Below are 8,009 nucleotides of genomic sequence, written 5' to 3'. Positions count from 1 at the left end.
ACGGCTGTATGGTCGTTGCTTCAGAGTTGCCGGTCTCACTGAAGAGGTGCCTTCGGGTTCTTGGAGGTGGGTGACTGGTCGTTGTTTGAGAACTGCACAGTGGACGCGAGCATCTGTGGCCAAGTTTTTAAGGGCGCACGGTGGATGCCTTGGCACCAGGAACCGATGAAGGACGTGGGAGGCCGCGATAGGCCCCGGGGAGCTGTCAACCGAGCTTTGATCCGGGGGTGTCCGAATGGGGAAACCCGGCAGTCGTCATGGGCTGTCACCCGCTGCTGAACACATAGGCAGTGTGGAGGGAACGCGGGGAAGTGAAACATCTCAGTACCCGCAGGAAGAGAAAACAACCGTGATTCCGGGAGTAGTGGCGAGCGAAACCGGATGAGGCTAAACCTAGGTGGTGTGAGACCCGGCAGGGGTTGCCGCTTGGGGGTTGTGGGAATGAGCTTCAGTCGTCTGCCGGCGGCTGGGCGAGTCAGAAACCGTATGGATAGTCGAAGGACATGCGAAAGGTCCGGCGTAGAGGGTAAGACCCCCGTAGGCGAAATCTGTACGGCTTGCTTGCTCATCTCCCAAGTAGCACGGGGCCCGAGAAATCCCGTGTGAATCTGGCGGGACCACCCGCTAAGCCTAAATATTCCCTGGTGACCGATAGCGGATAGTACCGTGAGGGAATGGTGAAAAGTACCGCGGGAGCGGAGTGAAATAGTACCTGAAACCGTGTGCCTACAAGCCGTGGGAGCGTCGTCATCAGCTTGCTGGTGGCCGTGACTGCGTGCCTTTTGAAGAATGAGCCTGCGAGTTTGCGGTGTGTAGCGAGGTTAACCCGTGTGGGGTAGCCGTAGCGAAAGCGAGTCCGAATAGGGCGACCCAGTTGCATGCCCAAGACCCGAAGCGGAGTGATCTAGCCATGGGCAGGTTGAAGCGCGGGTAAGACCGTGTGGAGGACCGAACCCACCAGGGTTGAAAACCTGGGGGATGACCTGTGGTTAGGGGTGAAAGGCCAATCAAACTCCGTGATAGCTGGTTCTCCCCGAAATGCATTTAGGTGCAGCGTCACGTGTTTCTTGCCGGAGGTAGAGCACTGGATAGGCGATGGGCCTCACCGGGTTACTGACCTTAGCCAAACTCCGAATGCCGGTAAGTGAGAGCGTGGCAGTGAGACTGTGGGGGATAAGCTCCATGGTCGAGAGGGAAACAGCCCAGAACACCGACTAAGGTCCCTAAGCGTGTGCTAAGTGGGAAAGGATGTGGAGTCGCAGAGACAACCAGGAGGTTGGCTTAGAAGCAGCCACCCTTGAAAGAGTGCGTAATAGCTCACTGGTCAAGTGATTCCGCGCCGACAATGTAGCGGGGCTCAAGCACACCACCGAAGTCGTGTCATTCACATAATAGGCCCAACGGCTGTGTGGATGGGTAGGGGAGCGTCGTGTGCCGGGTGAAGCGGCCGAGGAATCGAGTCGTGGACGGTATACGAGTGAGAATGCAGGCATGAGTAGCGATACAAGAGTGGGAAACTCTTGCGCCGATTGACCAAGGGTTCCTGGGTCAAGCTGATCTGCCCAGGGTAAGTCGGGACCTAAGGCGAGGCCGACAGGCGTAGTCGATGGACAACGGGTTGATATTCCCGTACCCGCTTTGAAGCGCCAACGCTGAACCAGGTGATGCTAAAGCCGTGAAGCCGGCCCGGAGTCTTCGGATGATGGGACGTGGTGGAGCCGCTGAACCAAGCCTGTAGTAGGTGAGCGATGGGGTGACGCAGGAAGGTAGTCCAGCCCGGGCGGTGGTTGTCCCGGGGTAAGGGTGTAGGACGAACGGTAGGCAAATCCGCCGTTCACGTAGTCTGAGACCTGATGCCGAGCCGATTGTGGTGAAGTGGATGATCCTATGCTGTCGAGAAAAGCCTCTAGCGAGTTTCATGGCGGCCCGTACCCCAAACCGACTCAGGTGGTCAGGTAGAGAATACCGAGGCGTTCGGGTGAACTATGGTTAAGGAACTCGGCAAAATGCCCCCGTAACTTCGGGAGAAGGGGGGCCATTCCTGGTGATGACACGTGCTGTCTGAGCTGGGGGTGGCCGCAGAGACCAGCGAGAAGCGACTGTTTACTAAAAACACAGGTCCGTGCGAAGCCGTAAGGCGATGTATACGGACTGACGCCTGCCCGGTGCTGGAACGTTAAGGGGACCGGTTAGCTAGAGTTCGCTCTGGCGAAGCTGAGAACTTAAGCGCCAGTAAACGGCGGTGGTAACTATAACCATCCTAAGGTAGCGAAATTCCTTGTCGGGTAAGTTCCGACCTGCACGAATGGCGTAACGACTTCTCGACTGTCTCAACCATAGGCCCGGTGAAATTGCATTACGAGTAAAGATGCTCGTTTCGCGCAGCAGGACGGAAAGACCCCGGGACCTTTACTATAGCTTGATATTGGTGTTCGGTTCGGCTTGTGTAGGATAGGTGGGAGACTTTGAAGCGGCAACGCCAGTTGTTGTGGAGTCGTCGTTGAAATACCACTCTGGTCGTGCTGGATGTCTAACCTGGGTCCGTGATCCGGATCAGGGACAGTGTCTGGTGGGTAGTTTAACTGGGGCGGTTGCCTCCTAAAGGGTAACGGAGGCGCCCAAAGGTTCCCTCAGCCTGGTTGGCAATCAGGTGTTGAGTGTAAGTGCACAAGGGAGCTTGACTGTGAGACTGACGGGTCGAGCAGGTACGAAAGTAGGGACTAGTGATCCGGCGGTGGCTTGTGGAAGCGCCGTCGCTCAACGGATAAAAGGTACCCCGGGGATAACAGGCTGATCTTCCCCAAGAGTCCATATCGACGGGATGGTTTGGCACCTCGATGTCGGCTCGTCGCATCCTGGGGCTGGAGTAGGTCCCAAGGGTTGGGCTGTTCGCCCATTAAAGCGGTACGCGAGCTGGGTTTAGAACGTCGTGAGACAGTTCGGTCCCTATCCGCTGTGCGCGTAGGAGTGTTGAGAAGGGCTGTCCCTAGTACGAGAGGACCGGGACGGACGAACCTCTGGTGTGCCAGTTGTTCTGCCAAGGGCATGGCTGGTTGGCTACGTTCGGGAGGGATAACCGCTGAAAGCATCTAAGCGGGAAGCCTGCTTCGAGATGAGCACTCCCACCTCCTTGAGAGGGTAAGGCTCCCAGTAGACGACTGGGTTGATAGGCCGGATATGGAAGCCCTGTGAGGGGTGGAGTTGACCGGTACTAATAGGCCGAGGGCTTGTCCTCAGTTGCTCGCGTCCACTGTGTTGTTCTGAAACAACGACCCCCGCCATCGATGGGTGGGCGGTAGATAGTTTCATAGTGTTTCGGTGGTCATAGCGTGAGGGAAACGCCCGGTTACATTCCGAACCCGGAAGCTAAGCCTCACAGCGCCGATGGTACTGCAGGGGGGACCCTGTGGGAGAGTAGGACGCCGCCGAACAATTCTTCTGAAGAACCCCCGGTCCGGGAACGGATCGGGGGTTCTTCGCATTTCGGGAGCGTCCGGCCCGAGAGGTCGGCTAAACGGTCCGGGCGGCCCCTCCCGAAGGAGGGACCGCCCGGGTGTCAGGCCCGTTGGATCAGGCCGTCGGCTCAGGCAGCGGGGCCGGCCGGCGCGTGCAGGACGGTGGACAGCACCTTGGGCAGCTCACCCGCGGACTCGGCGGTCCGGGCGCGCCAGGCGACGTGCCCGTCCGGGCGGACCAGGACGCAGCCGTCGGCCTCGACCTCGCGCAGCCGCTCCCACGCTCCGTACGGGTCGCGCAGGCCCTCGGCGGCGCCGATCGTGCGGACGGCCACGGACACGCCGGTGACCCGGGCGGCCTCGCGGGCCGCGTCGTGCCAGCGCTCGCCGCCGCGGCCGGTGAGCAGGACGAAGCGGCCCTGGCCGACCACGTCCAGAGTGGAGCGGCGGCGCCCGCCGTCCTCCAGCCAGGCGTGCGGCAGACGGGCGCCCGGCCAGGTGGTGGCCTGGTAGTAGAGCTCCGGGTCGCGGTCCTGGGTCGGCTCGGGCGTGCCGTCGTCGACGCGGGCACCGGCTCGGTAGCGGTAGCCGATCTCGACCCCGTGCGCGTTCGTCTGGTAGTTGATCCGGTCGGTCGCGGCGGCCAGGGCGGCGCGGCGGGCGGCGGCCTCGTCGGTGTCGTCGGTGAGGCCGCGCAGCAGCTCCCACTGCTCGGTCGCGCTCTGGCCGGCCGCGTAGCCCAGCGCAGCCGGGATGCCGAGGAAGTCCATCATGCTGCGGACGGCGCGGTCGACGATCTGCGCGCCGACCGGCACCCGCTCGGTCTGGTAGGTGTCGAGCAGCTCGGGCGAGGCCGTGCCGTCCAGCACCAGCTTGAGCTTCCAGCACAGGTTGAAGGAGTCCGCGACCGCCGAGTTCAGGCCGAGGCCGTTGGTGGGCGGCATCTGGTGGACGGCGTCGCCGACACAGAACACCCGGCCGTTCGCGTAGCGGGGGGCGACGACGGCGTTGACCTCCCACGGCGAGACGTTCTTGATCCGGATCTCGACGGAGGGGTCGCCGATGCTCTCGCGCAGGTGCGCGCGGATCTCCTCGTGGTCCTCCGGGTCGAAGCCGGGGTCGTGGTCGAGGAAGCGCAGGAAGACCCACTCGTTCCAGGGACGGACGTTGACGAACACCCGGCCGTCCTCCGGCGGGTTGCCGGGCACGGCGCCCATGTAGAGGATCGCGGGGCGGTCGGCGCAGTAGCGGGAGAGGTCCGCCTCGAACCAGATCGTGGCCGCCTTGGCCAGCCCGCTGGCGCCCTCCACCGTGAGCCCGGCCTGCTGCATCACCCGGCTGTTGGCACCGTCGGCGCCGATCACGTAGTCGGCGCGCACGGTGTACTCCAGGCCGGACTGCCGGTCGGCGAGCACCGCGGTGACGCCGTCCTCGTCCTGCTCCAGGCTCAGGAACTCCTGGCCGAAGCGGAGCTCGCCGACCCCGGCCTGCTGGACCTGCTCGACGAGCAGCGGCTCCATCAGGTGCTGCGGGAGGTTGCACATCTTGCTCGGGCTGGCCGCGAGGTAGTCGCCGATCCGGTCCGGTCCGTTGCCGTACGCGTCCAGCCGGCTGACCTCGGGACCGGCGAAGGTCGACATGAAGATGTGGTTGGCGAGCAGCGGGCTCGGCGTGGCCTCGGCCAGCACCTCGCGCTCGACGCCGAGGTCGCGCAGGATCTCGCCGGTGCGCTGGTTCAGCAGGTGGGCCCGCGGAGTGTGCGCGGTGCCCGGGTACTTGCCGACGACCAGGTGCGGGACGCCGTACCGGGAGAGCGCCAGTGAGGCGGTCAGCCCGGCCGGTCCGGCGCCGACGATCAGGACCGGGACGCGGACGCCGGGGGTGGTGGTCGCCATGGTCAGTTTGCTGCCTTTCGTGCGTAGCCGGCGTAGATCACCGACGTGTCCTTGTGAACGCCGAGCTGGAACCGCCGCCCCAGCTCGCCGTACGTGATCTCACCGCGGGCCCGGCTCCGCATCGCCTTCAGCAGCTCCAACTGCGGCCGCTTGGAGGCGAATCCGATCAGGTCCTGGTTGGCCAGGCCGTGTCGGCGGAAGACCTCGTGCAGCTCTGCCGGCTTGATGAAGCTGTTCCAGTCGTGGAGGTCCTTGGGCGCGAAGCTGACCGACTTCCAGTCCTGCGCCATCTTGATCATCGCGAGCTTGGACCGGAAGGTGCGGTTGATCGTGTCGTACAGGTAGTAGCCGCCCGGCTTGAGGACCCGGACCGCCTCGGCGACGGCCTGGTCCACCGAGGTGACGTGCTCCAGCGTGTCGCAGCAGTAGACGACGTCGAAGGTGCCGTCCGGGAAGGGCAGCTTCTCGGCGAAGCCCTGCTGGTACTCGATCTCCAGGCCGGACTCGGCGGCGTGGGCGCGGGCGGCTTCCAGCGAGGGGCCGGACGGGTCCATGCCGGTCACCCTGCAGCCGGCCTTGGCGTAGAGCTCGGCGAGCAGGCCGCCGCCGCAGCCCACGTCGAGCACCCGCAGGCCGGCGAGGTCCAGCCGCAGCCGGTTGGTCAGCACGTCGTGGAAGTAGTCGAACCGGGCCGGGGTGAACGCCTCCAGCGTGGCGAACGGCTGGTCGTCGTCCCACCAGGAGTGTGTGTTGTAGACGTCGTTGTCGACAGCCATGGTGCGACTCCTCAGGAGAGCTTGATGGTCGGGCGGTATTGGTCGAGCCAGACGGCCAGGTCGAGGACGCGCTCGAACGCCTCGCGCTCGTCCCGGTCGACGGCCTCGGGCTGCGCGGCGACCGCCTTGGCGAGTGCGGCTCCGTCGAAGAGCGTCACGGCCTCGTGGTCGGCCGACAGGAGTTCGCCGACCTGCTGCTGCAGCCGGCCGACGTAGGCGAGCTGCTGGGTGTGCGGGTAGAGCGCCTTCACGCGTTCCACCACCGAGGTGGGCAGCACGTCCTTGACCGCGGCCCGCAGCAGGCTCTTCTCCCGGCCGTCGAACGTCTTCATCGCCCAGGGGGTGTTGAACACGTACTCGACGAGGCGGTGGTCGCAGAACGGCACCCGGACCTCCAGACCGACCGCCATGCTCATCCGGTCCTTCCGATCCAGCAGCAGGCCGAGCAGGCTGGTCAGGTGCACGTAGCAGAACTCGCGCATCCGCCGTTCGTGCGCGTCCTCGCCGGCCACCACGGGGAGGGCCGCGACAGAGTCGCTCCAGCGCTGGGCCCAGTAGCCGGGGACGTCGAGGGTGCGCAGCAGCAGGTCGGGGTCGATCAGCTTGGTGGGGTGGTTGCGCGGGCCGAGGCCGGAGGCGGTCACCCACGGGAACATCGGGACCTGCTGGACGGCCGGCAGGTGGAACCAGGGGTAGCCGCCGAAGATCTCGTCCGACGACTCGCCGGAGAGCGCGACCGTGGAGTGTTCGCGGATCGCCTTGAACAGCAGGTAGAGCGAGTTGTCCGCCTCACCGAAGCCGAACGGCAGGTCGCGGGCGGTCACCGTGGCGCGGCGCACCTCGGGGTTGGCCAGCTCCTGGTAGTCGAGCTTGATGTCATGGTGCAGCGTGCCGACGTGCTGCACGACCTCGCGGGCGAACGGCGCGTCCGGCGAGCCACGCAGGTCGTCCGGGCGGAACGCGTCCGACTGCTCGAAGTCGACGGTGAACGTGCGGGCGCGCTCGCCGTCGGCGGCCAGCCGGCGGCCGGCCAGGGCGGTGAGGGCGCTGGAGTCGAGCCCGCCGGAGAGCAGGACGCACTGCGGCACGTCGGCGACCAGCTGCCGCGCGACGCTGTCCTCCAGCATCTCCCGGACCCGGCGCACGGTGGTCTCGGTGTCGTCGCGGTGCTCGGCGACCTCCAGGCGCCAGTACACGTGCTCGCGCAGCCCGGAGCGGTCGAAGGTCACCATGGTGCCCGGCTTGACCTCGTGCATGCCGGCCCAGACCGCGCGGCCGGGTTCCTTGACGAAGCCGAACAGCTCGCGGAAGCCGTCGGCGTCGACGACCGGTTCCACCTCCGGGTGGGCCAGCAGGGCCTTGGCCTCGGAGCCGAACACCAGGCCGCCGGCGGTGGGGGCGTAGTAGAGCGGCTTGATGCCCAGGCGGTCGCGCAGCAGGATCAGCTTCTCCACGCGGCCGTCCCAGATGCCCAGGGCGTACATGCCGTTGAGCCGGTCGGCAACCCCCTGCCCCCACTCCAGGTAGCCGCGCAGCACCACCTCGGTGTCGCTGGAGGTGCGGAACTCGTGCCCCCGGCGCCGGAGTTCGTCCCGTAGCTCGGTGAAGTTGTACGCCTCACCGCTGTAGGTCATCACGACCGGGCCGTCCGGCGTCTCGGCGACCATGGGCTGCACGCCGCCGGCCAGGTCGATGACGGAGAGCCGGCGGTGGCCGAGGGCGGCGTGGGCGGACAGCCAGGTGCCGGAGGCGTCCGGGCCGCGGCAGGCCATGGTGTCGGTCATGGCGCTCAGGGCGGCGAGTTCACGTTCGAGGTCGAGCTGGAAGGAGATCCAGCCAGCGATCCCGCACATTCGGGTCTTCCTTCGTTCAGAGGGCGGGGT

3 protein-coding genes and 2 rRNA genes are annotated in these 8,009 nt (G+C 65.4%); 2 read left to right on the top strand and 3 right to left on the bottom strand.

What is annotated here, in order from left to right; all coding sequences use genetic code 11:
• Positions 1–117 precede the first annotated feature (117 nt).
• Positions 118–3,235: ribosomal RNA gene (locus tag ACF9IK_RS04740) — 23S ribosomal RNA — on the top strand.
• Between the two features lie 79 nt (positions 3,236–3,314).
• Positions 3,315–3,431: ribosomal RNA gene (rrf, locus tag ACF9IK_RS04735) — 5S ribosomal RNA — on the top strand.
• 152 nt (positions 3,432–3,583) lie between these two features.
• On the opposite strand, the gene ACF9IK_RS04730 is transcribed toward rrf, so the two are convergent.
• The 3 genes from ACF9IK_RS04730 to asnB are packed head-to-tail and all read right to left on the bottom strand — an operon-like array spanning position 3,584 to position 7,979.
• Entirely contained in the window at positions 3,584–5,350 is a 1,767-nt protein-coding gene (locus ACF9IK_RS04730; RefSeq protein ID WP_395292972.1) for an FAD-dependent monooxygenase, read from the bottom strand.
• A 2-nt stretch (positions 5,351–5,352) separates the two neighbouring features.
• Entirely contained in the window at positions 5,353–6,126 is a 774-nt protein-coding gene (gene ubiG, locus ACF9IK_RS04725) for a bifunctional 2-polyprenyl-6-hydroxyphenol methylase/3-demethylubiquinol 3-O-methyltransferase UbiG (RefSeq protein ID WP_395292971.1), read from the bottom strand.
• Between the two features lie 11 nt (positions 6,127–6,137).
• A complete protein-coding gene (gene asnB / locus ACF9IK_RS04720; RefSeq protein ID WP_395292970.1) occupies positions 6,138–7,979 on the bottom strand; it encodes an asparagine synthase (glutamine-hydrolyzing) in 1,842 nt (613 codons plus the stop codon).
• Between the last annotated feature and the right edge of the window lie 30 nt (positions 7,980–8,009).

Origin of the sequence: Kitasatospora hibisci, from assembly GCF_043950205.1 — a bacterium.
Taxonomy (GTDB): domain Bacteria; phylum Actinomycetota; class Actinomycetes; order Streptomycetales; family Streptomycetaceae; genus Kitasatospora; species Kitasatospora hibisci.
Note: the sequence above shows the minus strand (reverse complement) of the source record. Positions and strands in the feature narration are given on the sequence as shown.

What these genes read in the sequence shown, in the direction of transcription:
- ACF9IK_RS04730 (WP_395292972.1), bottom strand. Translation starts at nt 5,350, where the DNA reads ATGGCGACCACCACCCCCGGCGTCCGCGTCCCGGTCCTGATCGTCGGC.
- ubiG (WP_395292971.1), bottom strand. Translation starts at nt 6,126, where the DNA reads ATGGCTGTCGACAACGACGTCTACAACACACACTCCTGGTGGGACGAC.
- asnB (WP_395292970.1), bottom strand. Translation starts at nt 7,979, where the DNA reads ATGTGCGGGATCGCTGGCTGGATCTCCTTCCAGCTCGACCTCGAACGT.